This window comes from Agrobacterium sp. MS2, from assembly GCF_003261015.1.
GTDB classification, from domain to species: Bacteria; Pseudomonadota; Alphaproteobacteria; order Rhizobiales; family Rhizobiaceae; genus Agrobacterium; species Agrobacterium pusense.
In genome coordinates this window covers 88,150-109,783 of the sequence record NZ_QLNF01000014.1, presented here as the reverse complement: position 1 = coordinate 109,783, position 21,634 = coordinate 88,150, and the positions used below count along the sequence as shown (strand labels likewise).

Here is a 21,634-nt window from a genome sequence, read left to right as displayed (position 1 = left end):
GAACTGGATATGGTTGAACTTGCTCTCCCCAAGAATTCCCAGATCAACGAAGGCAAGGTCTGGCCGAAGCCGGATGGTGCCAAGAATGTGCGCGAATACCGCGTCTATCGCTGGAACCCGGATGACGGCCAGAACCCGCGCATCGACACTTTCTATATTGATGTCGATGATTGCGGACCGATGGTTCTCGATGCGCTTCTTTACATCAAGAACAACATCGACCCGACGCTAACGCTGCGCCGCTCCTGCCGCGAAGGCATCTGCGGTTCCTGCGCGATGAACATCGACGGCACCAATACGCTCGCCTGCACCAAGGGCATGGACGAGATCAACGGCACGGTGAAGGTTTATCCGCTGCCGCATATGCCTGTCGTGAAGGACCTTGTTCCTGACCTGTCGAACTTCTACGCTCAGCACCGCTCGATCGAGCCCTGGCTGAAGACGGTTTCGCCCACACCCGCCAAGGAATGGAAGCAGAGCCATGAGGATCGCCTGAAGCTGGACGGTCTTTATGAGTGCATTCTCTGCGCCTGCTGCTCCACGTCCTGTCCCAGCTACTGGTGGAATGGCGACCGTTATCTGGGTCCGGCCGTTCTGTTGCAGGCCTATCGCTGGCTGATCGACAGCCGCGATGAGGCGACCGGCGAGCGTCTCGACAATCTCGAGGACCCGTTCCGTCTCTATCGCTGCCATACGATCATGAACTGCGCGCAGGCTTGCCCGAAGGGCTTGAACCCGGCCAAGGCGATTGCGGAAATCAAGAAGATGATGGTTGAGCGCCGCGTCTGAGGACGAATCGCCGACCACAGAGATTTATCGGGCCGCGGTCTCGACCGTGGCCCTTTTTTCAACCCGGCGTGGGAAAATTCGGTAAAAATTGACCGAAATGGTAATTATCCCGGCCATCGCTTGCGCAAGATAAGGCTTTGGTAATAATTCAGCCTTCTTGTTTGATCATCGTCTTTCCGGAAGCGAGAGAATCGGGAGCTTGATATGCAATTCAGATATGTGGTGACGGGCCTTGCGGTTGTGATGAGCCTTGCCGGTTGCCAACGTACCTCCTACGATTACAACAATAACGCCAGCAACAATCCCGGTTATACGCCGCCCCTGCAGGCGCAGCCGGTGCCCTCCGTTCAGTCTGGCGCCCTGCCGCCGCCCGGTGGTGCCAACGGCAGCCAGTTCCCGTCGGCGCCTGCTTCGGCGACACCCGGCGGCACCAATGTTGCATCCGCTGCTCCACCGGCAACAGCTCTCGACGTGACCAAGGAATCCATGGTCGGCAACTGGCGCGTTTCTAATGGCGGGGCCAATTGCGATATGTTCCTGACGCTCACCAATCTGGGCAGCGGATCGCGTGGCGGCACGCGTGGTTGCTCCGGCGAGCTGACGGCGATGGGGTCCTGGGAAGTATCCGGCAAGATGGTCGTCTTCAAGAATCGCTCGGGTGACACTATCGGCCGCGTCTACAAGAGCGCAGACGCACGCTTCGACGGCACGACCAATAGCGGGCAGCCGCTCAGCCTCAGCCGATGAGTCGTTCCGGTGCAGCCGGAACGTTCATTCTGCTCTAAGCCATTCCATTCGTCGCGGGTTCCGTGCTGCATCCGCGACCGGGGCGTCTTTTCATGAAGCCATTGCCTGATTACAATCATAGTGTCGTTGAACAGCTCAACGCATTGACGGCAGCTGGCACCTTGCAGGCCGATGCCGCCCAGCTTGGTGTGGCGGCCCATCTCGACAGAATTCTCGCCGATCTGAAGGCCCGCAAGCCTGCCAAGAAGAAGAGCGCGCTCGGCTGGATGTTCGCACGCAAGGCCGGTCCAGCAACGACGGTGAAAGGGCTTTATGTCTATGGCAGCGTCGGCCGCGGCAAGACGATGCTGATGGACATGTTTTACGAAATGGCGCCCGTTTCTTCCAAGCGGCGTTGCCATTTTCATGAATTCATGGCGGATGTGCATAATCGTGTGCATGCGCACCGGCAGAAGCTGAAGAATGGCGAGACCAAACAGGCCGATCCGATTCCGCCTGTCGCCGCCCAGCTTCTGGCGGAGGCCGAACTCCTGTGTTTCGATGAATTCACCGTGACGGATATTGCTGATGCGATGATCCTCGCGCGGCTATTCAGCGAGCTCTTCGCCAATGGCTGCACGTTGGTGACGACCTCCAATGTCGTTCCGGACAATCTCTACAAGGATGGTCTCAATCGCGGCCTGTTCCTGCCCTTTGTCGAGCTGCTGAAGAAGCATGTGGAGGTGGTGACGCTGGACAGCCCCACCGATTATCGGATGGAGAAGCTGGAAAGCCTGCCGGTCTATGTGACGCCGCTTGATGGCGCGGCCGATCAGGCGATGGATATGGCGTGGCGGCACATGACCGGCGGGCACCTTGTTGCACCAACCGAGATACCCATGAAGGGTCGTTCCATTCTGGTGCCGCGCGCCAGCGGCCGTGTGGCGCGTTTTTCCTTTTCCGACCTTTGCGAGAAGCCGCTCGGGGCTTCCGACTTCCTTGCCATCGCCAATCGTTTCGACACGGTCTTCATCGACCACATTCCATTTTTGAACGCGGACAAACGGAACGAAACCAAGCGTTTCATCATCCTGATCGACGCGCTTTATGATCACAGCGTCAGGCTGTTCGCGTCAGCAGCCGCTATGCCGGAAGAGCTGCTCGGCAAACGCAAGGGAACGGAAGGTTTCGAGTTCGATCGCACCGCCTCGCGTCTGTTTGAAATGCGTAGTGCCGATTATCTGGCGCTTCATCAAGAAAAACGGCAGAAAGTTTGACACTTTCGTGACGCATTTTCTTACGTTTACGTAAGAAAATATTGATCTAAACGATTGAAAATACTCAGCAGAAAAGAATCTGTTGCCTATTTTGGCCAATGGGTCTAATCGGAGTGCGACAATTTGGCTGCCGGTTTGGCGCGGTGAAATTGAATTGAAGCTCAAGAGGAAGCATTCGATGGCTCGCAAAAAGATTGCACTTATTGGTTCTGGCATGATCGGCGGCACGCTGGCGCATCTGGCCAGCCTGAAGGAACTGGGCGATATCGTCCTCTTCGATATTGCTGACGGCATCCCGCAGGGCAAGGGCCTGGATATTGCCCAGTCCGGCCCGGTTGAAGGCTTCAATGCAAAGCTCACCGGCGCATCCGATTACGCTGCCATCGAAGGCGCTGACGTCTGCATCGTCACCGCTGGTGTTGCCCGCAAGCCCGGCATGAGCCGCGACGATCTTCTCGGCATCAACCTCAAGGTCATGGAACAGGTCGGCGCCGGCATCAAAAAATACGCGCCGAACGCTTTCGTCATCTGCATCACCAATCCGCTCGACGCCATGGTCTGGGCGCTGCAGAAGTTCTCCGGCCTGCCGAAGAACAAGGTCGTCGGCATGGCCGGCGTTCTCGACAGCGCGCGTTTCCGCCTCTTCCTCGCCGAAGAGTTCAACGTTTCGGTTGAAGACGTCACCGCCTTCGTTCTCGGCGGCCACGGCGACACCATGGTGCCGCTCGCCCGTTACTCCACCGTTGCCGGCGTTCCGCTGACCGATCTCGTAAAGATGGGCTGGCTGACGGCCGAGCGTCTCGAAGAGATCATCCAGCGCACCCGTGACGGCGGCGCCGAAATCGTTGGTCTCTTGAAGACCGGCTCGGCCTATTACGCCCCGGCTGCCTCGGCAATCGAGATGGCTGAATCCTACCTCAAGGACAAGAAGCGCGTTCTGCCCGCCGCTGCCCACCTTTCGGGCCAGTATGGCGTAGACGACATGTATGTCGGCGTTCCCACCATCATCGGTGCAGGCGGTATCGAGCGCATCATCGAGATCGAACTCAACAAGGAAGAAGAAGCTGCCTTCCAGAAGTCCGTCGGCGCTGTCGCTGGTCTCTGCGAAGCCTGCATCAACATCGCTCCGTCGCTGAAGTAACAACTTCAAGCGGTTCCAAACAGGGATTATTCCATGAATATTCACGAATATCAGGCCAAGGCTCTTCTGAAGGGCTACGGCGCGCCGGTTGCCGAAGGCGTTGCCATTCTCAAGGTCGAAGAAGCCGAAGCTGCCGCAAAGCAGCTTCCGGGCCCGCTCTATGTCGTCAAGAGCCAGATTCATGCTGGCGGCCGCGGCAAGGGCAAGTTCAAGGAACTCGGCCCGGACGCCAAGGGCGGCGTTCGTCTGGCCAAGTCCATTGAAGAAGTCGTTTCCCACGCCAAGGACATGCTCGGCAACACGCTGGTAACGGCGCAGACGGGCGATGCCGGCAAGCAGGTCAACCGTCTCTACATCGAAGACGGCGCTGATATCGCTCGCGAACTCTATTGCTCGCTGCTGGTTGACCGTTCGGTCGGCCAGGTTGCCTTCGTGGTTTCCACGGAGGGCGGCATGGACATCGAAGCCGTCGCCCACGACACGCCTGAAAAGATCCACACCATCGCCATCAACCCTGAAAAGGGCGTTTCCGATGCCGACGTTGCTGCGATCTCCAAGGCGCTTGAGCTTGACGGCGTTGCAGCCGAAGATGCCAAGTCGCTCTTCCCGATCCTTTACAAGGCCTTCAGCGAGAAGGACATGGCTCTCCTCGAGATCAACCCGCTGATCGTCATGGAAAATGGCCATCTGCGCGTTCTCGACGCCAAGGTTTCCTTCGACGGCAACGCCATGTTCCGCCATGACGACGTCAAGGCGCTGCGCGACGAGACCGAAGAAGACGCCAAGGAAATCGAAGCCTCCAAGTGGGACCTCGCTTACGTCGCCCTCGACGGCAATATCGGCTGCATGGTCAACGGCGCAGGTCTTGCGATGGCCACCATGGACATCATCAAGCTTTACGGCAAGGAGCCGGCAAACTTCTGCGACGTCGGTGGCGGCGCCGGCAAGGAGAAGGTTGCGGCAGCTTTCAAGATCATCACTGCCGACCCGAAGGTCGAGGGCATCCTCGTCAACATCTTCGGTGGCATCATGAAGTGCGACGTTATCGCCGAGGGCGTTATCGCCGCGGTGAAGGAAGTCGGTCTGCAGGTTCCGCTCGTTGTTCGCCTCGAAGGCACCAACGTCGAACTTGGCAAGAAGCTTCTGAATGAATCGGGCCTTGCGATTACGGCTGCTGACGATCTGGACGACGCAGCCAAGAAGATCGTCGCGGCGATCAACGGCTAATTGAGGGACCGGAAATAATGTCTATTCTCGTTAATAAAGACACCAAGATCCTCGTTCAGGGTCTGACCGGCAAGACCGGTACCTTCCACACCGAACAGGCGCTTGCCTATTACGGCACGCAGATGGTCGGCGGCATTCATCCGAAGAAGGGTGGCGAAACCTGGACCGGTTCCAAGGGCGAAACCCTGCCGATCTTCGCAACGGTTGCCGAAGCCAAGGAAAAGACCGGTGCAGATGCATCCGTGATCTATGTTCCGCCGGCAGGTGCAGCAGACGCGATCATCGAAGCCATCGATGCGGAAATTCCGTTCATCACCTGCATCACCGAAGGCATCCCGGTCATGGACATGGTCCGCGTCAAGGCTCGCCTCGACCGTTCGAAGTCCCGCCTGCTCGGCCCGAACTGCCCCGGCATCCTGACGCCGGAAGAATGCAAGATCGGCATCATGCCGGGCTCCATTTTCCGTAAGGGTTCGGTCGGTATCGTTTCGCGGTCCGGCACGCTGACCTATGAAGCCGTGTTCCAGACGTCCAACGAAGGCCTCGGCCAGACGACGGCTGTCGGCATCGGCGGCGACCCGGTCAAGGGCACCGAGTTCATCGACGTCTTGGAAATGTTCCTCGCTGACGACGCCACGCAGTCGATCATCATGATCGGCGAAATTGGCGGTTCGGCTGAAGAAGATGCGGCGCAGTTCCTGATCGACGAAGCCAAGAAGGGCCGCAAGAAGCCGATGGCCGGCTTTATCGCAGGCCGTACGGCTCCGAAGGGCCGCACCATGGGCCACGCCGGCGCTGTCGTTTCCGGCGGCAAGGGCGATGCAGAATCCAAGATCGCTGCCATGGAAGCAGCGGGCATCAAGGTTTCGCCTTCCCCGGCGCGCCTCGGCAAGACGCTGGTTGAAGTCCTCAAGGGCTGAGACCACATGAAACCGGTAACGGGCGGCGCGGCTTCAAGCTCGCGCTGCCCGATGCCGCAAGAAGACAAACAGACGGCATACCGCCCCGGCGGCAGACAGCAATAATCAAAGCGGCAGGCCGGTCGAACGGCCCTAACGGCATCGAGGAGGCGGACGGACAAGTCCGCAAGAACACAATGGCAAGGCAAGAAGCGAACGAGCAGTTTCAGATCACGTCGTTTCTGGACGGCGCGAATGCAGCCTATATCGAGCAGCTCTATGCCCGGTACGAAGAGGACCCCTCTTCCGTGTCGCCGGAGTGGCAGAGCTTCTTCAAGGCACTGTCCGATAATCCGGAAGATGTGAAGAAGGCGGCCAAGGGCGCCTCCTGGAAGCGTGCCAACTGGCCGATCCCGGCAAATGGCGACCTGGTTTCCGCACTTGATGGCAACTGGGCCACGGTCGAAAAGGCCATCGAAAAGAAGGTTCAGGCAAAGGCTGAGGCCAAGAGCGCCGATACCGGCAAGCCGGTCAGCGAAGCCGAAGTGCTGCAGGCGACCCGTGACAGCGTTCGCGCCATCATGATGATCCGCGCCTACCGCATGCGCGGCCACCTGCATGCCAAGCTCGATCCGCTCGGTATTGCCGTTGCCGTCGAGGACTATAACGAGCTTTCGCCGAAGTCCTACGGCTTTGAAGAAAGCGATTACGACCGCAAGATTTTCATCGATAACGTGCTCGGCCTCGAATATGCGACCGTGCGCGAGATGATCGATATTCTGGAGCGCACCTATTGCTCCACTATCGGCGTCGAATTCATGCACATGTCCAGCCCGGAAGAGAAGGCCTGGATTCAGGAGCGCATCGAAGGTCCGGACAAGGGCGTTGCCTTCACGGCCGAAGGCAAGAAGGCCATTCTGTCAAAGCTGGTCGAAGCCGAAGGTTATGAGCAGTTCCTCGACGTGCGTTTCAAGGGCACCAAGCGTTTCGGCCTCGATGGCGGTGAATCGCTGATCCCGGCGCTCGAGCAGATCATCAAGCGCGGCGGCCAGGAAGGTCTCGAAGAAGTCGTTCTCGGCATGGCCCACCGCGGCCGCCTGAACGTTCTGACCAACGTCATGGGCAAGCCGCACCGCGCCGTATTCCACGAGTTCAAGGGTGGTTCGTTCAAGCCAGACGACGTCGAAGGTTCGGGTGACGTGAAGTATCACCTTGGTGCCTCCTCCGACCGCGAGTTCGACGGCAACAAGGTTCACCTGTCGCTGACGGCCAACCCGTCGCATCTTGAAATCGTCAACCCTGTCGTCATGGGCAAGGCCCGTGCCAAGCAGGACCAGCTGGCCAAGGTGTGGGAAGGCGATGTCATTCCGCTTTCCGAGCGCGCCAAGGTTCTGCCGCTGCTTCTGCACGGCGATGCCGCTTTTGCGGGCCAGGGCGTGGTTGCTGAAATTCTCGGCCTCTCCGGCCTGCGCGGTCACCGCGTTGCCGGTACCATGCACTTCATCATCAACAACCAGATCGGCTTTACGACGAACCCGGCCTTCTCCCGTTCGTCGCCCTATCCGTCCGACGTCGCCAAGATGATCGAAGCGCCGATCTTCCACGTCAACGGTGACGATCCGGAAGCTGTGACCTATGCGGCCAAGGTTGCCACCGAATACCGCATGAAGTTCCACAAGCCCGTCGTCGTGGACATGTTCTGCTACCGCCGCTTCGGCCACAACGAAGGCGACGAGCCGGCGTTCACGCAGCCGAAGATGTACAAGGTCATCCGCGGCCACAAGACCGTCGCGCGCATCTATGCCGACCGTCTGATCGCCGAAGGCCTGCTCAGCGAAGGCGAATTCGAAAAGATGAAGGCCGACTGGCGCGCCCATCTCGAGCAGGAATTCGAGGCGGGGCAGTCCTACAAGCCGAACAAGGCCGACTGGCTGGACGGTCAGTGGTCCGGCCTGCGTGCCGCCGACAATGCGGATGAGCAGCGTCGCGGCAAGACCGGCGTGCCGATGAAGCAGCTGAAGGAAATCGGCAAGAAACTGTCGACCATTCCCGAGGGTTTCAACGCCCACCGAACGATCCAGCGTTTCATGGAAAACCGCTCGCAGATGGTCGAGACCGGCGAAGGCATCGATTGGGCGATGGCGGAAGCGCTTGCTTTCGGTTCGCTCGCCGTCGAAGGCCACAAGATCCGCCTCTCCGGTCAGGATTGCGAACGCGGCACCTTCTCGCAGCGCCATTCGGTTCTCTACGATCAGGAAACCGAAGAGCGTTACATCCCGCTCGCGAACCTCGCGCCGACGCAGGCCCGTTACGAAGTCATCAACTCGATGCTTTCGGAAGAAGCCGTCCTTGGTTTCGAATATGGCTACTCGCTCGCCCGTCCGAATGCGCTGACGCTCTGGGAAGCCCAGTTCGGCGACTTCGCCAACGGCGCACAGGTGGTGTTCGACCAGTTCATCTCGTCGGGTGAACGCAAGTGGCTGCGCATGTCCGGTCTCGTCTGCCTTCTGCCGCATGGTTACGAAGGCCAGGGTCCGGAACATTCGTCCGCCCGTCTGGAGCGCTGGCTGCAGATGTGCGCGGAAGACAACATGCAGGTTGCCAACTGCACGACGCCGGCAAACTATTTCCACATCCTGCGCCGCCAGGTGAAGCGCGACTTCCGCAAGCCGCTGATCCTGATGACGCCGAAGTCGCTGCTGCGTCACAAGCGCGCCACCTCTTCGCTGGCCGAGCTTGCAGGCGAGTCCTCCTTCCACCGTCTCCTGTGGGACGATGCTGAAGTCATCAAGGACGGCCCGATCAAGCTGCAGAAGGATTCGAAAATCCGCCGTGTCGTCATGTGCACGGGCAAGGTCTATTATGATCTGCTGGAAGAACGTGAGAAGCGCGGCATCGACGATATCTATCTGCTGCGTATCGAACAGCTCTATCCGTTCCCGGCCAAGGCGCTCATCAACGAGCTGTCGCGCTTCCGCAATGCGGAGATGGTCTGGTGCCAGGAAGAGCCGAAGAACATGGGTGCGTGGTCGTTTATCGACCCTTACCTGGAATGGGTCCTGGCGCATATCGACGCCAAGTACCAGAAGGTCCGTTACACGGGCCGTCCGGCTGCCGCCTCTCCGGCGACCGGCCTGATGTCCAAGCATCTGGCGCAGCTTGCTGCGTTCCTGGAAGACGCGCTGGGAGAGTGAGAACTCTCCCGCATCGCCCCGCAAAAAAGACACCTGAATAACGGAACTAGATCATGGCCACTGAAATCCGCGTACCAACCCTCGGCGAATCCGTCAGCGAAGCGACCGTCGGCACCTGGTTCAAGAAGGTCGGCGACACCGTCAAGGCCGACGAACCTCTCGTTGAACTGGAAACCGACAAGGTTACCGTCGAAGTCCCGGCGCCTGCCTCTGGCGTTCTGACTGAAATCGTTGCGCAGAACGGCGAGACCGTTGGGCTCGACGCGCTTCTCGGCCAGATCGCCGAAGGTGCTGCCGGCGCTGCGACCTCCGCACCGGCTGCCGAACCGGCAAAGCCTGCTGCTGCCGCGGCCGCCGCTCCGGCTCCCGCTGCTTCTGCCGCCAGCGCTATGCCGCCGGCACCTGCCGCTGGCAAGCTGCTTGCTGAAAACAACTTGTCTGCCGATCAGGTCGACGGTTCCGGCAAGCGTGGCCAGGTGCTGAAGGGCGATGTGCTCGCTGCTGTCGCCAAGGGCGTTTCGGCTCCGGCCGCTCCGGCTCCTGCTGCTGCACCGCGTCCGGTTTCCGCCGAACAGGATCAGGTTCGCGAAGAGCGTGTGAAGATGACGCGCCTGCGTCAGACCATCGCCAAGCGCCTCAAGGACGCGCAGAACACTGCCGCCATGCTCACCACTTACAACGAAGTGGACATGAGCGCGGTTATGGACCTGCGTAACCGTTACAAGGACGTTTTCGAGAAAAAGCATGGCGTCAAGCTCGGCTTCATGGGCTTCTTCACCAAGGCCGTGACCCACGCGCTGAAGGAACTGCCTGCCGTCAACGCCGAAATCGACGGCACGGACATCATCTACAAGAACTATTGTCACGTCGGCATGGCTGTCGGCACGGACAAGGGTCTTGTCGTTCCGGTCATCCGCGATGCCGACCAGCTTTCCATCGCCGGCGTCGAAAAGGAACTCGGCCGTCTTGCGAAGGCGGCGCGCGATGGTTCGCTCGGCATGGCCGACATGCAGGGCGGCACCTTCACCATCACCAATGGTGGCGTTTACGGCTCGCTGATGTCTTCGCCGATCCTCAATGCACCGCAGTCGGGTATTCTCGGCATGCACAAGATCCAGGAGCGTCCGGTCGCCATCGGCGGTCAGGTCGTCATTCGCCCGATGATGTATCTGGCGCTCTCCTACGATCACCGTATCGTTGACGGCAAGGAAGCCGTGACCTTCCTCGTTCGCGTCAAGGAAAGCCTCGAGGATCCGGAACGTCTGGTTCTTGATCTCTAATCGCTCTTGCTTTTCGTTTCAGCGGGGCTTCAAGTGAAGCCCCGCTGAAAGACTAACAGGGAGGGCAGACGTGCAGCCGACATTTCTAGCCGCTTCGCCTTTTTTGCCGCTTGTCGGTCTGAGCGTTCTTCTCCTCGTCGTGCACGTCATGTTGCAGGGGATGACGGCGACCAAGGAATTCGGGCTTGAATGGAATGCCGGCCCGAGGGATGGCAGCCGAGAGCCGAGGGGCAGGCTTTCCGGCCGTGCCTCACGCGCGTCTGCGAATTTCCGGGAAACATATCCGGCTTTTCTGGCGCTCGCTTTCGGGGTCATCATGGCGGGTGATCCTGCCGGTCTGGCGCTCACTGGCGCCTGGATCTGGCTGATCTGCCGGGTGATCTACATTCCGCTCTATCTGGCGGGCGTCCCCTATATACGGTCTTTCGTCTGGCTGGGGTCGATGCTCGGCCTGGCGCTCATGTTTGTCGTGCTGATGTTCTGAAGGCTGCTTTACGATGCATCAATATCTCATCGAACTTGCATCCCTGATGGCGATTTTCTCCTTCGCGATCGTGTCGCCTGGCGCCGATCTCGCCATGGTCATGCGTCAGGCGATGGTGCATGGGCGCAAGCAGGCCATTATCACCAGCTTCGGCGTCGGGACATCGCTGATGTTCCATGTCACCTATACGATCCTCGGCCTTGGCCTGATCATTTCCCAGTCGATCTATCTCTTCAACATCGTCAAATGGCTGGGTGTCGCCTATCTGATCTATATCGGCATCAAGGCGCTGCGCGCTGGCAAGACCGAATTGCCCGCTGCCGAAGGTGAAGACGTTCAGGCGAAAAGCAGTCAGACGGCGCTGAAGGCGTTTACGCTCGGTTTTGCGGCCAACGCGCTCAACCCCAAGCCGGTGTTTTTCTTTCTGTCGATCTTTTCGACGGTGGTTCACGCCCACACGCCGGTGGCCGTCAAATTCGGATACGGTCTCGTCATGGCAAGCTGCCTCATCCTTTGGTTCGTCGGCGTCAGCCTGTTCATGACGACACCACGGATGCGCGCCGCGTTTCAGCGCGCCAGCCAATGGATCGACCGCACCAGCGGGGTGGTTTTCATCGCCCTCGGTATAAAACTCGCAACGGAAAAAGCGGCCTGAGTTTCAGGTCAAATGGAAGCTGGGCAATGATCCGATATCTTGCCCCTATAAAGCAGGAACCAGAACATGGCATATGATGTAGTTGTAATCGGCACCGGCCCCGGCGGTTATGTTTGCGCGGTCAAGGCGGCGCAGCTGGGCCTCAAGGTCGCTGTCATCGAAAAGCGCGCGACCTATGGCGGCACCTGCCTTAATGTCGGCTGCATTCCCTCCAAGGCGCTGCTGCACGCGTCCGAAACCTTCGCACATGTTGCCCATGGTGTCGACTCGCTCGGCATCGAAGTTGCAGCGCCCAAGCTGAACCTTGAAAAGATGATGGGTCACAAGGACGGCGTGGTGAAGGCCAATGTCGATGGCGTTGCCTTCCTGTTCAAGAAGAACAAGATCGATGCTTTCCAGGGCACCGGCAAGGTTGTGTCTGCCGGCAAGGTTTCCGTCACCAACGACAAGGGCGAGACACAGGAAATCGAAGCAAAGAATATCGTCATCGCCACGGGTTCTGACGTTGCCGGCATTCCGGGTGTTCAGGTTGATATCGATGAAAGCGTCATCGTGTCCTCCACCGGCGCAATCGCTCTCTCCAAGGTTCCGGAAAAGCTGATCGTTGTCGGCGGCGGCGTCATCGGCCTTGAACTCGGTTCGGTCTGGTCGCGTCTCGGCGCCAAGGTTACCGTCGTCGAATATCTCGACAACATTCTCGGCGGCATGGATGCCGAAGTTTCCAAGCAGGCGCAGCGTCTGCTCGCCAAGCAGGGCCTCGATTTCAAGCTCGGCGCAAAGGTAACGGCTGTTGAAAAAACCGCTGCCGGCGCCAAGGTCGTGTTCGAGCCGGTCAAGGGCGGCGCTGCCGAAACGCTGGAAGCAAACGTCGTGCTGATCTCCACCGGCCGCAAGCCCTACACCGAAGGTCTCGGCCTTGCCGAAGCTGGTGTCGTGCTCGACAGCCGTGGCCGCGTTGAAATCGACGGCCACTACAAGACCAATGTCGATGGCATCTATGCGATCGGCGACGTGGTGAAGGGCCCGATGCTGGCGCACAAAGCGGAAGACGAGGGTGTTGCGCTTGCGGAAATCCTTGCCGGCCAGCGCGGTCACGTGAATTACGACGTCATTCCGGCAGTCGTTTACACGCAGCCGGAAGTGGCTTCCGTCGGCAAGACCGAAGAGGAACTCAAGGCCGCCGGCGTCGCTTACAAGGTTGGCAAGTTCCCCTTCACCGCCAATGGCCGCGCCCGCGCCATGCAGGTGACGGATGGTTTCGTGAAGATCCTTGCCGACAAGGAAACCGACCGGGTTCTCGGCGGTCACATTGTCGGCTTCGGCGCTGGCGAAATGATCCACGAGATCACCGTACTGATGGAATTTGGCGGTTCCTCGGAAGATCTCGGCCGCACCTGCCATGCGCACCCGACCATGTCGGAAGCCGTGAAGGAAGCGGCGCTGGCAACGTTCTTCAAGCCGATCCACATGTGATCGGCGTTTTAGCCCGACGCTCGAATATTAAATTTCCGTCATCTGCTGAACCCCGGCTTGCCATGCAGGCCGGGGTTTCTCATACTCGCGCTAAAGCCTGTCTAACCTTTTGATAAAAGGCAATAAAATGGCGCATTCCACTCAAGTTTCCTTCTCCATTCCGCAGCGTGTCATCCATTGGACAATGGCGCTTCTGATTTTCTTCAACCTCTTGTTTCCCGATGCCATGGCCCATGCCTACCGGCTGATGCGGCGGGGTGAAACATTGACGCCAGATCAGATTTCTTCTGCCAATATCCATGCCTATGTCGGCTTCGCCGTGCTGTTTCTTGCGGTACTGCGCTTCTGTCTGCGGCTGATCCAGGGCGTTCCGCCACATCCGCCTGAGGAGCCGCGTGTCGCGCAGATTGCCGCCAAGGTGGCGCATTTTACGCTTTACGCGCTGTTCTTCATCCTGCCACTCTCTGGCATCGCCGCCTATTACTTTGGGGTGAGCGCGGCAGGGGAGCTACACTCCGGCCCGTTCAAGGTGCTGATGTGGGTTTTGATCGCGGGCCATGTCGCGGCTGTCCTTGTTCATCAGTTCTATTGGCGCACCAATCTCCTCCGGCGCATGACACACGGCTGAGCGGCGGTTTGTCACGTTCCCTCCGCCGCGTAAAAACGGCATGTTTCCCTTGTTGCAAAGGAGTGGCTGGGGATCAAAGATGCCAAATATTGAAGATATATTGCCACGTGCCGATTGGTACGATTGCTTTCAGGGTGAATTGACAACGCCGGTAACGTCCTCGCTCGATGTGAGCAGGCTTTTCCTCGAGCATCCTCCGGCATGGATCAGCGGCCTGATGTCGCTTCGAAACGGTATCTTTTCGATGGTCGGTTTGAAAACGGTCGAGCTGGCGGCGGGCAGTTCGGCGGGCGGGTTCCCGGTCATCACATCCACGCCAGAGCGAACAGTCCTCGGCTTTGATGACCACCACCTCGATTTTCGCATCGTCATCGATTTCGAAGATGCGGCAGACCGCCAGCTGGCGAGCGTCACCACCATCGTCAGGCGCAAGAACCTGTTCGGGCGGTTTTATCTTCTTCTCGTTGGTCCGTTTCACCGCCGTATCGTGCCTGCGACGATGCGACCGGTCTGCGCCTCTGTCCGGCCTGTCGAAACAGGAACTGTCCCGGTCATTCTACCCGCGTCAGCGTGAAGCCTTTCGCGCGCAGCAGTTCCACGAGGCCTCCTGCGCCCGGCAGGTGCAGCGCGCCGACGGCCATGAAGACATTACCCTTGGCAAGCTCATCGGTGGAGCGGTCCGCCATCACATGGTTGCGATCGGTGATGATGCGCTGTTCGAAAGCGGCGTAGCCCTTATCGTTGTCGGCGCCCTTCTTGGGATCCAGACTTTTCAGCATCGGCATGGTCATGCCGATGTCGCCCGCGACGTAAAGATCGGTCATGGTCGTCATCACGTCATCCATGCGGTCGCCAAGCTCAAGCGTTTCGATAAGCGCCTGCAGATGAAATTCCATCGGCAGTTCGGACATGGCGGTCAGTTGTTCGACCATGGTCTCCAGCCCGACGAGGCGCTTTCCGTTCGCAACCGCATCTTCGGCAAGCTTCTTGTCGAGAAAGGAAAGGCCCGTTGCCTTGCGGGCAAACTCGCAGGCGGGAAGGGCAACGAAGCTCGAGAGCATCCAGGGCTTCATGCGCGACACGGCATTGAGTGGAATGCCGCGCTCCTTCAGGCCCTTTTCGAGGCGCGCGACATTGTCGGGCGGCAGGATGTCGGTGATCGATTTGCCGTCCAGAAACATGGTGAGTTCGGGCTTGCCCAGCAGGGATGCCGCTATTTTCTTGTCATCAAGGATCTCGTCCGATTCCACGATGACAGTCGCTGCCTTCTCAAAGGCGGGGCTGGCGGCGGCCGGCATCTCCAGAACGCGCGGATCGGTCACATGCATGGTGCCGAGAAGATAGGATGGGGCCGTATCTGCCTTTTCGATGCGCCAGAAATTGCCCTTGCCGTTCGGGATCGCGGCCGCTTCCTGTTCAATCTTTGCGAAAGCTTGCGGATCGGTTTTGCGCATCTCTACGAGAATATCGCTGCCCGTGCAGGTGATCTTCCGCTCTGTGGCCCCCGCTTCACTGAGTGACAGCAAGGTCATGAGCAGGATGGCAACGGCGGTGACATGCAGGGCGGCCAGCAGCCAGAGCAGCGCGTCGCCAGTCTTGCCCATCAGGGTGGCGGTGAGATTTTGAGGCTTTATCAGGCTGTGCATCGGTCCAATCCGGTTCTTGTTCGCTTATAGAACGGCGGTTTGGACGTCTGGTTAATGCCTATGGTTAACCATTTTCCTGCATCATGCACGTGGGTGAGCGTTGTCGTAGATCTCCAACAGTCTCGCCGTATCGACGCCGGTATAGACCTGTGTGGTGGAGAGGCTGGCATGGCCGAGCAGTTCCTGAATGGTGCGCAGATCCCCACCGCCGGCCAGAAGATGGGTGGCGAAGGAATGGCGCAACGCATGCGGGGTGGCGTTTTCCGGTAGGCCGAAAGCGCCGCGCAGCTTCTGCATTTCACGCTGGATGATGGCAGGCTGAAGCTTGCCGCCGCGTGCCCCGAGGAACATCGGTTCGTCCGCCGACAGGGCATAGGGGCAGAGCTTTTTGTATGTATCGACCGCTTCCGTCACCACCGCCAGCAGCGGCACGATCCGCGTCTTGTTGCCCTTGCCGGTGATGCGCAGGCTGCGCACGCCGGGTGGGAAATCGGCCGGGGTAAGACCCAGTGCCTCGGAAATGCGCAGGCCACAGCCATAAAGCAGCGACAGAACCGCAGCGTTGCGGGCGGCAATCCAGGGTTCATCGTTCAACTGTGCCTCGGCCGTGGTGATCTTCAGCGCCTGACGGTCGGTCAGCGGCTTCGGTAGGGATTTTGGCTGTTTTGGCGCGCGCATTGCGGTGGCGCCGGCGGCATTGACGAGTCCCTTTTTCTGCAGGTGGTGCAGTAGCGAGCGCAGGCCCGCCAGATGCCGCCCAAGCGACCGCGCGCCGGCGCCCTCCTTGCGTCTATTGGCCAGAAAGGCGCGAAGATCAACGGGGCGCAGATCGGCAATATCGCTTATGGAGGCTGGTTTGCCGATGTAGCCGGTCAGGAACGTCAGGAACTGACGCGTATCGCGCTCATAGGCCTCGACGGTGTTGTCGGAGAGGCGGCGCTCGCCTGCAAGCGCCGTCAGCCAGGCTTGGCGCTCGGCGAGCAGGTCGGGTTCGGCAAATGTCAGGATTTCGGTCACGCGGCGCTCCATTCCACAATTCGAAACTATGCGCTTATGGTCAGCATTTGGTTAAGAGGTGGACTTTGCGTGGTGCGCCCACTACATCCGGGCGGTTTCCTTTTTCCTGTCGCCGGGGCATGGTCGCCACATCATGGCAAAAGATTCGTCCGATCTGTTTGGGGCTCTGTTCGACCCGCCGTCGCCCACGCGCACGGTGCCCGTTCTTGTGCCCATGCCGGCGCCCGGGCCCTATAGCTACGCTGTGCCTGAAGATATGGTGGTGGAAACTGGTTCCGTCGTTCAGGTGCCGCTTGGCCCCCGACAGGTGTTCGGCGTGGTGTGGGACGAAACCGGAGAGAAAGCTGTCGATCCGAAGAAGTTGCGGCCCATTACCAAGAGTTTCGAGTGCCCGCCTATGAAGACGGAAATGCGCCGCTTCGTGGACTGGGTCGCCGCCTATACGCTTTCTCCGCCCGGCCTCGTGGCACGCATGGCGTTGCGTGCGCCCGCCGCTTTCGATCCCGAACCGATGATCGAGGGGCTGCGGCTGACCGAAGGTAGGCCGGAGCGCCTGACCCCCGCCCGCGAACGGGTGATGGAGCTGGCGGCCGAAGGGGACGGCTGGACGAAGAGCGGGCTTGCCCACGCTGCAGGTGTTTCGACCAGTGTCATCGACGGGCTTGTGAAACAGGGCGTGTTCGAGACGATATTTCTGCCCGCGCCGCCAGTGGTGCCCGAGCCTGACCCCGATTATGTCGAGCCGCGACTGGAAGGCCCGCAGAGACAGGCGGCATCGGAGATTCTCGAGGATGTGCGCAAGGGTGGATTTCATGTTTCCCTGATCGATGGCGTGACCGGCTCCGGCAAGACCGAGGTCTATTTCGAGGCCGTGGCCGAGACGCTCAGGCAAGGCAAGCAGGTCCTCATCCTGCTGCCCGAAATCGCGTTGACGGCGGCGTTTCTGGAGCGTTTCCAGGATCGTTTCGGCGCCAAGCCGGCCGAATGGCATTCGGACCTGTCGCCGCGGATGCGCGAAAAGGTCTGGCGGCAGGCGGTGACCGGCGAGGTGAAAGTGGTGGCTGGGGCACGTTCGGCGCTTTTCCTGCCGTTCGACAATCTTGGTCTCATCATTGTCGATGAAGAGCACGACCCCGCTTACAAGCAGGAAGATCGTGTCTTCTATAATGCCCGCGACATGGCGGTGGTGAGGGCGCGTATCGCCGAATTCCCGGTCGTGCTGGTTTCGGCCACGCCTTCGGTGGAAAGCCAGGTCAACGGCAGTTCGGGGCGTTACAACACCATTCACCTGCATACGCGTTTCGGCGATGCGGCAATGCCCGATCTGCATCTTGTCGATATGCGCCGTCACCCGCCAGAGCGGGGAGGGTTTCTGTCACCTGTCCTGCTGCGCGGAATCGGCAAGACGATCGAGAAGGGCGAGCAGGCGCTGCTGTTCCTCAATCGACGCGGTTATGCGCCGCTGACGCTGTGCCGCGTCTGCGGCCATCGTTTTCAGTGCCCACAATGTTCCAGCTGGCTGGTGGAGCATCGTTTCCGCAATCAGTTGCAGTGCCATCAGTGCGGCCATAATGAGCCGACGCCCGACCATTGCCCGGAATGCGGCACCTTCGATCATCTCGTGGCCTGCGGGCCGGGGGTTGAGCGCATCGCCGAAGAGGTGGAGAAACATTTCCCCGATGCCCGCACCATCGTGCTCTCTTCCGATCTCATGGGCGTCAAGCGGTTGCGGTTGGAGCTGGAGGCGATCGTCAAAGGCGAGGCGGATATCGTCATCGGCACGCAGCTCGTCGCCAAGGGGCATAATTTCCCGCTGATGACGCTCGTTGGCATTGTCGATGCCGATCTCGGCCTAGCCAATGGCGACCCGCGTGCGGCGGAGCGAACCTTTCAGCTACTGTCGCAGGTGACAGGTCGCGCCGGACGGACGGGGCGCAAGAGTCATGGCCTGCTCCAGACCTATCAGCCGCAGCATCCGGTTATGCAGGCGATCGTCTCCGGTGACGCCTCGGCTTTTTACGAGAGGGAGATAGTGGAGCGCGAAAAGGCTGTCCTGCCGCCCTTCGGACGGCTTGCCTCGATCATCGTCTCAGCCGATACGCGCGCAGAGGCGGAAACCCATGCGCGTGGATTGCGGGCTGCGGCCCCGCAGGTGACCGGCATCATGCTGCTTGGCCCGGCGGAAGCGCCGCTTGCGCTCATCCGCGGCCGCCATCGCTTCCGGTTGCTGGTGCACGGGCGACGCAACTCCGACATGCAATCGTTCCTGCGAACGCTTCTGGCAAATGGCCCTAAAGAGCGCGGCAGCGTGCATGTTCAGCTGGATATCGATCCGCAAAGTTTCCTTTGAACTTTAGCAAAGAAGGGCTTTTTCCTGCTGTCATGACCGTGTCATAACGCCAGCGGGAAACAGAATGATTTGGGGAACGATATGGAGTTTTATTTTCCGACCGAGTTCGGCGAACAATTGGCCTTCGGCGCGGCGGTGGTGTCAGCCATCATCGGGCTGTTTTTCATGTTCGCACCCGGCTTGACGCTTCGCGCTTTCGGCCTGCTGCCCGCCGGCGAACGCCGGGATGGCTATGCGCTGGTGCGCTCGTCGCTTGCCGGCTTTTATCTGGGCCTCGGCGCCGCCGCCCTGCTTCTTGCCCAGCCCATGGTCTATCTCGCCTTCGGTGCGGCATTCGGCCTCAGCGTGTTCGGCGGGATACTCTCCATCCTCTCGGATGGTGGCGCAAGCATGCGGAATCTCTTACTTCTGGTTGTGCACTTTCTGCTCGCCGCATTCTCGTTGAGCTACGTCTTCGGCCTGGTCTGAAGCCGTCTTTTTGGCTTTTGCACCTCACAGGCGCTTGATCCTGAGCGAAATCGGAAAATTAAAACGCATTCCCCCTTGCCCAAACGGCGCTTTCCGCTATTACGCGTGTTGCGAGTCCCGGCATCCTATGCTAGACGGACCGCGAAATTGGGAAAAGGCAGGGGGGAATTCCGGTCTTTTTCGGGGAAATTGAAACGATTTCAAGAATTTGATGCGGTGGATCCCCATCGCTGATGGTCTTGGACGATTAGCAGGGAAAAAGTGCCCGTGGCAGAGACCTCCCAGGGAACATCCGGTGTAGCGGAAAGGTATGCGTCGTCGCTTTTCGAGCTTGCTTTGGAAGCGGGTACGGTCGAAGCGGTTCAGGCCGAACTGGACAAGTTTGGCGCACTTCTCGACGAAAGTGACGATTTGAAGCGTCTGGTTGCGAGTCCGGTGTTCTCCGCCGAGGACCAGTTCAAGGCAATCACCGCTATCTGCGAAAAGGCCGGCATCACCGGTCTTGCGCTGAATTTCCTCAAGGTTGTTGCGAATAACCGCCGTCTCTTCGCCGTTCCCGGCATGATCCGCGCCTACCGCACCATTGCTGCCGCCCATCGCGGCGAAATTACCGCCGAGGTCACCTCGGCACATGCGCTCGACGAGGCGCAGGAAACTGAACTGAAGGCGGCGCTGAAGAGCGTTACCGGCAAGGATGTGGCGGTTTCCGTTACCGTCGATCCCTCGATCCTCGGTGGTCTGATCGTCAAGGTCGGCTCCCGCCAGATCGATACGTCTCTTCGCACCAAACTTTCCACCCTTAAGCTTGCACTGAAAGAGGTTGGCTGATGGATATCCGCGCCGCGGAAATTTCCGCAATTCTGAAAGATCAAATCAAAAATTTCGGCAACGAGGCGGAAGTCTCGGAAGTCGGCCAGGTGCTTTCCGTCGGTGACGGTATTGCTCGCGTTTACGGTCTCGACAATGTTCAGGCTGGTGAAATGGTCGAGTTTCCGGGCGGCATCCGCGGCATGGCGCTCAACCTCGAAGCCGACAATGTCGGTGTGGTTATCTTCGGTTCCGACCGTGACATCAAGGAAGGCGACACCGTAAAGCGGACTGGCGCTATCGTTGACGTTCCCGTTGGTCCGGAACTGCTGGGCCGCGTCGTTGACGCGCTCGGTAACCCGATCGACGGCAAGGGCCCGATCAACGCCGCCAAGCGTTCGCGCGTTGACGTCAAGGCTCCCGGCATCATTCCGCGCAAGTCGGTTCACGAGCCGATGTCGACCGGCCTCAAGGCCATCGATGCGCTCATCCCGGTTGGTCGCGGCCAGCGCGAGCTTGTCATCGGCGACCGCCAGACCGGCAAGACCGCAATCATTCTCGACACGATCCTGAACCAGAAGGCCATTCACGACAATGGTCCTGACGGCGACAAGCTCTATTGCGTCTACGTCGCTATCGGTCAGAAGCGTTCGACCGTCGCCCAGTTCGTGAAGGTTCTGGAAGAGCGCGGCGCGCTGCAGTACTCGATCATCGTTGCTGCGACCGCTTCCGATCCGGCTCCGATGCAGTACCTGGCACCGTTTGCCGGTTGCGCCATGGGCGAATATTTCCGCGACAACGGCAAGCACGCCCTCATCGGTTACGACGACCTTTCCAAGCAGGCCGTTGCTTACCGTCAGATGTCGCTTCTGCTGCGCCGTCCTCCGGGCCGCGAAGCTTATCCGGGCGACGTTTTCTACCTCCACTCCCGTCTTCTCGAGCGCGCTGCAAAGCTCTCCGACGAAATGGGCGCCGGCTCGCTGACAGCTCTGCCTGTCATCGAAACCCAGGGTAACGACGTTTCGGCCTTTATTCCGACCAACGTGATCTCGATCACCGACGGCCAGATCTTCCTTGAAACCGACCTGTTCTATCAGGGTATCCGTCCGGCTGTTAACGTCGGTCTGTCGGTTTCGCGCGTTGGCTCTGCCGCCCAGATCAAGGCGATGAAGCAGGTTGCCGGCTCGATCAAGGGTGAACTCGCCCAGTATCGCGAAATGGCCGCCTTCGCCCAGTTCGGTTCGGACCTCGATGCCTCGACGCAGCGCCTGCTAAACCGCGGTGCACGCCTGACCGAACTTCTGAAGCAGCCGCAGTTCTCGCCGCTCAAGACGGAAGAACAGGTTGCGGTGATCTTCGCCGGCGTCAACGGTTACCTCGACAAGGTTCCGGTCGCACAGGTCGGCAAGTTCGAGCAGGGTCTGCTCTCCTACCTCCGGTCGGAAGGCAAGGCGATCCTCGACACCATCCGCACGGAAAAGGCTATCAGCGACGATACCAAGGGCAAGCTCAAGGGCGCTCTTGATAGCTTCGCCAAGTCTTTCTCTTAAATCAGGGCTCTTTTACTCGGACG

The 21,634-nt window shown here is 59.6% G+C and carries 19 protein-coding genes; 17 read left to right on the top strand and 2 right to left on the bottom strand.

Annotated features, from left to right (window positions below):
• The first annotated feature begins 9 nt into the window (after positions 1–9).
• The 13 genes from DOU54_RS08600 to DOU54_RS08540 all read left to right on the top strand — a co-directional run bounded on the left by DOU54_RS08600 (position 10) and on the right by DOU54_RS08540 (position 14,347).
• Positions 10–789 (top strand): succinate dehydrogenase iron-sulfur subunit, encoded by a 780-nt coding sequence (locus tag DOU54_RS08600; RefSeq protein ID WP_004443810.1) that lies wholly within the window; start codon positions 10–12, stop codon positions 787–789.
• A 204-nt stretch (positions 790–993) separates the two neighbouring features.
• Positions 994–1,536 carry a protease inhibitor Inh/omp19 family protein gene (locus tag DOU54_RS08595; RefSeq protein WP_004443808.1) on the top strand — a complete coding sequence of 181 codons (543 nt, stop codon included), beginning with the start codon at positions 994–996 and terminating at the stop codon, positions 1,534–1,536.
• Between the two features lie 92 nt (positions 1,537–1,628).
• Entirely contained in the window at positions 1,629–2,792 is a 1,164-nt protein-coding gene (zapE, locus tag DOU54_RS08590; protein WP_045533338.1) for a cell division protein ZapE, read from the top strand.
• Between the two features lie 178 nt (positions 2,793–2,970).
• Positions 2,971–3,933, top strand: a complete 963-nt coding sequence (mdh, locus tag DOU54_RS08585) for a malate dehydrogenase (protein WP_004443804.1) — start codon at positions 2,971–2,973, stop codon at positions 3,931–3,933.
• A 33-nt stretch (positions 3,934–3,966) separates the two neighbouring features.
• Positions 3,967–5,160 carry an ADP-forming succinate--CoA ligase subunit beta gene (sucC, locus tag DOU54_RS08580; protein ID WP_004443803.1) on the top strand — a complete coding sequence of 398 codons (1,194 nt, stop codon included), beginning with the start codon at positions 3,967–3,969 and terminating at the stop codon, positions 5,158–5,160.
• Positions 5,161–5,177: 17 nt separating this feature from the next.
• Positions 5,178–6,080 (top strand): succinate--CoA ligase subunit alpha, encoded by a 903-nt coding sequence (sucD, locus tag DOU54_RS08575; protein WP_006698231.1) that lies wholly within the window; start codon positions 5,178–5,180, stop codon positions 6,078–6,080.
• 176 nt (positions 6,081–6,256) lie between these two features.
• Positions 6,257–9,253: a 2-oxoglutarate dehydrogenase E1 component gene (locus DOU54_RS08570; protein ID WP_004443801.1), complete on the top strand. Its 2,997-nt coding sequence runs from the start codon at positions 6,257–6,259 to the stop codon at positions 9,251–9,253.
• 53 nt (positions 9,254–9,306) lie between these two features.
• Complete coding sequence (gene odhB / locus DOU54_RS08565; protein WP_022556940.1) at positions 9,307–10,533, top strand: 2-oxoglutarate dehydrogenase complex dihydrolipoyllysine-residue succinyltransferase; 1,227 nt, start codon at positions 9,307–9,309, stop codon at positions 10,531–10,533.
• A 70-nt stretch (positions 10,534–10,603) separates the two neighbouring features.
• Positions 10,604–11,017 (top strand): MAPEG family protein, encoded by a 414-nt coding sequence (locus DOU54_RS08560; protein WP_113382043.1) that lies wholly within the window; start codon positions 10,604–10,606, stop codon positions 11,015–11,017.
• A 13-nt stretch (positions 11,018–11,030) separates the two neighbouring features.
• On the top strand, positions 11,031–11,672 hold the full coding sequence (locus DOU54_RS08555) for a LysE family translocator (RefSeq protein ID WP_006698228.1): 642 nt from the start codon (positions 11,031–11,033) through the stop codon (positions 11,670–11,672).
• A gap of 66 nt (positions 11,673–11,738) precedes the next feature.
• Entirely contained in the window at positions 11,739–13,145 is a 1,407-nt protein-coding gene (gene lpdA / locus DOU54_RS08550) for a dihydrolipoyl dehydrogenase (protein ID WP_004443790.1), read from the top strand.
• Between the two features lie 127 nt (positions 13,146–13,272).
• Positions 13,273–13,773: a cytochrome b gene (locus DOU54_RS08545; RefSeq protein WP_113382044.1), complete on the top strand. Its 501-nt coding sequence runs from the start codon at positions 13,273–13,275 to the stop codon at positions 13,771–13,773.
• A 79-nt stretch (positions 13,774–13,852) separates the two neighbouring features.
• The gene (locus DOU54_RS08540; RefSeq protein WP_113731059.1) at positions 13,853–14,347 is read left to right on the top strand and encodes a DUF2867 domain-containing protein; all 495 of its coding nucleotides are present in this window, start codon (positions 13,853–13,855) and stop codon (positions 14,345–14,347) included.
• Here the strand turns inward: DOU54_RS08540 and DOU54_RS08535 are convergent.
• Both DOU54_RS08535 and DOU54_RS08530 read right to left on the bottom strand, forming a co-directional pair.
• Positions 14,325–15,419 carry a TraB/GumN family protein gene (locus DOU54_RS08535; RefSeq protein ID WP_113382046.1) on the bottom strand — a complete coding sequence of 365 codons (1,095 nt, stop codon included), beginning with the start codon at positions 15,417–15,419 and terminating at the stop codon, positions 14,325–14,327. The two genes, DOU54_RS08540 and DOU54_RS08535, sit on opposite strands and share 23 nt — an antisense overlap.
• Before the next feature lie 81 nt (positions 15,420–15,500).
• Positions 15,501–16,448, bottom strand: coding sequence for a tyrosine recombinase XerC (locus tag DOU54_RS08530; RefSeq protein ID WP_113382047.1), 948 nt, complete (start codon positions 16,446–16,448; stop codon positions 15,501–15,503).
• A gap of 121 nt (positions 16,449–16,569) precedes the next feature.
• Between DOU54_RS08530 and DOU54_RS08525 the strand changes: the two genes are divergently transcribed.
• The 4 genes from DOU54_RS08525 to atpA all read left to right on the top strand — a co-directional run bounded on the left by DOU54_RS08525 (position 16,570) and on the right by atpA (position 21,611).
• On the top strand, positions 16,570–18,786 hold the full coding sequence (locus DOU54_RS08525; RefSeq protein ID WP_113731056.1) for a primosomal protein N': 2,217 nt from the start codon (positions 16,570–16,572) through the stop codon (positions 18,784–18,786).
• Between the two features lie 81 nt (positions 18,787–18,867).
• Positions 18,868–19,254, top strand: a complete 387-nt coding sequence (locus DOU54_RS08520; protein ID WP_113382049.1) for an AGROH133_08824 family phage infection protein — start codon at positions 18,868–18,870, stop codon at positions 19,252–19,254.
• Positions 19,255–19,515: 261 nt separating this feature from the next.
• Positions 19,516–20,082 (top strand): F0F1 ATP synthase subunit delta, encoded by a 567-nt coding sequence (locus DOU54_RS08515; protein WP_004443773.1) that lies wholly within the window; start codon positions 19,516–19,518, stop codon positions 20,080–20,082.
• Positions 20,082–21,611 (top strand): F0F1 ATP synthase subunit alpha, encoded by a 1,530-nt coding sequence (gene atpA / locus DOU54_RS08510; protein WP_004443771.1) that lies wholly within the window; start codon positions 20,082–20,084, stop codon positions 21,609–21,611. Before DOU54_RS08515 ends, atpA begins: the two co-directional genes overlap by 1 nt.
• Positions 21,612–21,634: the final 23 nt, after the last annotated feature.